Annotated in this window: 2 protein-coding genes; both read right to left on the bottom strand. The window is 39.1% G+C overall.

Features of this window, described 5'->3' with window-relative positions:
* Positions 1-144: 144 nt before the first annotated feature.
* The gene (locus ABJV04_RS13200; protein ID WP_348492003.1) at positions 145-567 is read right to left on the bottom strand and encodes a hypothetical protein; all 423 of its coding nucleotides are present in this window, start codon (positions 565-567) and stop codon (positions 145-147) included.
* 77 nt (positions 568-644) lie between these two features.
* Positions 645-1,175 carry a hypothetical protein gene (locus ABJV04_RS13195; protein ID WP_348492001.1) on the bottom strand — a complete coding sequence of 177 codons (531 nt, stop codon included), beginning with the start codon at positions 1,173-1,175 and terminating at the stop codon, positions 645-647.
* Positions 1,176-1,707: the final 532 nt, after the last annotated feature.

Here is a 1,707-nt window from a genome sequence, read left to right as displayed (position 1 = left end):
ATGTGTTTGCTGTAGGCGATTGCCTAATAGTCACAAAGACAGATGAAGTAAACCGCTTAGCTCAGAGATTTGGATTGATCTGAAAGAAAGATCAAAAGCACACTAATACCTATTGACTAACCTGAGGCTCATATGTGTTATAACTCACCGTTCGATTAACCAATAAACTAACACAGAGAGTGGAACAACCAAAATACAGAACGTTAATATACCTAAGCTAGTTTGAATAATTGCATTAAGCTCAATAACACCTCCTATTAGGTAGTTAAAAGCTAAAGCAAAACCTAACACAGATACTAGGCAAGAAAATCCTCCAGCCAAAAACAACTTAGGAATAGCTGAAAATGCTAGTTTTTTATATAGATAGCGAAAAGATGGGTAGCCAATAATTGAAGATATTAGAGAAACACCAATTGCAATAAAAAGAGAAAAGAAAAAAACAGGTATTAAAGCTAGAACCATTTCACTTTCAACCACAGCTACGACCGTAGCTGACGCTACAAAAGCTAACCAATAACCAGCAAATGTTGAAATGATATAAGTTGTGAATCTAGGCTCAATAGTCATGTGAGTTATAACGCCCCAATATGCCGACGAAAAGAGCGCAGCGAGTTGAGGTCGGAATAATTGGCTTGTTAGGTGCGTTAACCGTATTGTAAACGCAACACAAGCCAAATAAGAAAAGCAATTGAAGAAGTACCATAAATACCAAGAAGTGCCATTCCAATTTTATTTATACCAGCACCGAAACTTTCAGAACGTTTTATAACTTTTTCATTATTCCTTACGTTTAATGAGTGCTCTATGTCGCCGTTAAAAACGTGAAGCCTAACCTGCTTCCAAATATTCTCATAGTGAGGGAATACATTGCTCATTGAGTTTACGATATTAAGTAATGTTCGAATGATTAGAAGTGCAAATATAGATATACAAAAACAAAGTGTTACGGAAAGGATATTTCCTTCCCAGGCTTCTTTGGCTTGCGAACCTATAAGGGCTGTACCAGCAAAAGCTACGGCGAACATAAAAGCTACATACCTAGCACGCAGGTTTTCATGATGACGGTGCGTATCCCATGCGTGATTGTATTCTTGCACGAGAAGATTATCGACTTTGATGGAGTCATCGTCATCTAAACCCTTCTTTAGTTCTGTTAGTGAGTCTTGCATTTCCATGCTCATTTCCCTAGGCACCTAACGTCCGTATTTGCTGCGCAAACTTGCTGGCTATACTTGGCGAAGAATGAGCCCCAGCCAGTGAGTTGGTGTCTGCAATATACGTTTGTTATTGCGCCACCCCACTTCACTATCGCGGCTTTGCCGCCACAGGCTGTTAGCACAACAACTTGATTAAAATTGTTACCCTAGACTAAACCAAACCGCCAGAAAACTGCAACTTTTGATAAACGTTAGATTGAGCTGGTTTTGATAAAACTGGTTGGGGCTGGAAGAATTAAAGTCGAATAAAACCGTTAAGCGAATGCGGAAAAAAGCAGTAATTACCTCGAAGAAATGCGGAAGAACTCCGCCTTTGCGCTAAACAATAAATTCTAAGGCTAAAGCGCTATAACGCTTAACATATGGGGATTTTACGAGTGTTTTTGGCCGAAGGCCAGCGAGTAAAATTCCCACCATGATGTTTTTGTTATGTGCCATCAAAGCCCCCATATTTGATTGGTGATGGCTAAAAGGTAAAAACAAAAATATA

The sequence above is a fragment of the Aliiglaciecola sp. genome (assembly GCF_039982535.1).
GTDB lineage: Bacteria > Pseudomonadota > Gammaproteobacteria > Enterobacterales > Alteromonadaceae > Aliiglaciecola.
The sequence above is the reverse complement of the archived record's forward strand: the minus strand, read 5'-3'. Positions and strand labels throughout refer to the sequence as shown.

Excerpts from the sequence above, each read along its gene's own strand:
- ABJV04_RS13195 (WP_348492001.1), bottom strand. The coding sequence starts at position 1,175 with ATGGAAATGCAAGACTCACTAACAGAACTAAAGAAGGGTTTAGATGAC.
- ABJV04_RS13200 (WP_348492003.1), bottom strand. The coding sequence starts at position 567 with ATGACTATTGAGCCTAGATTCACAACTTATATCATTTCAACATTTGCT.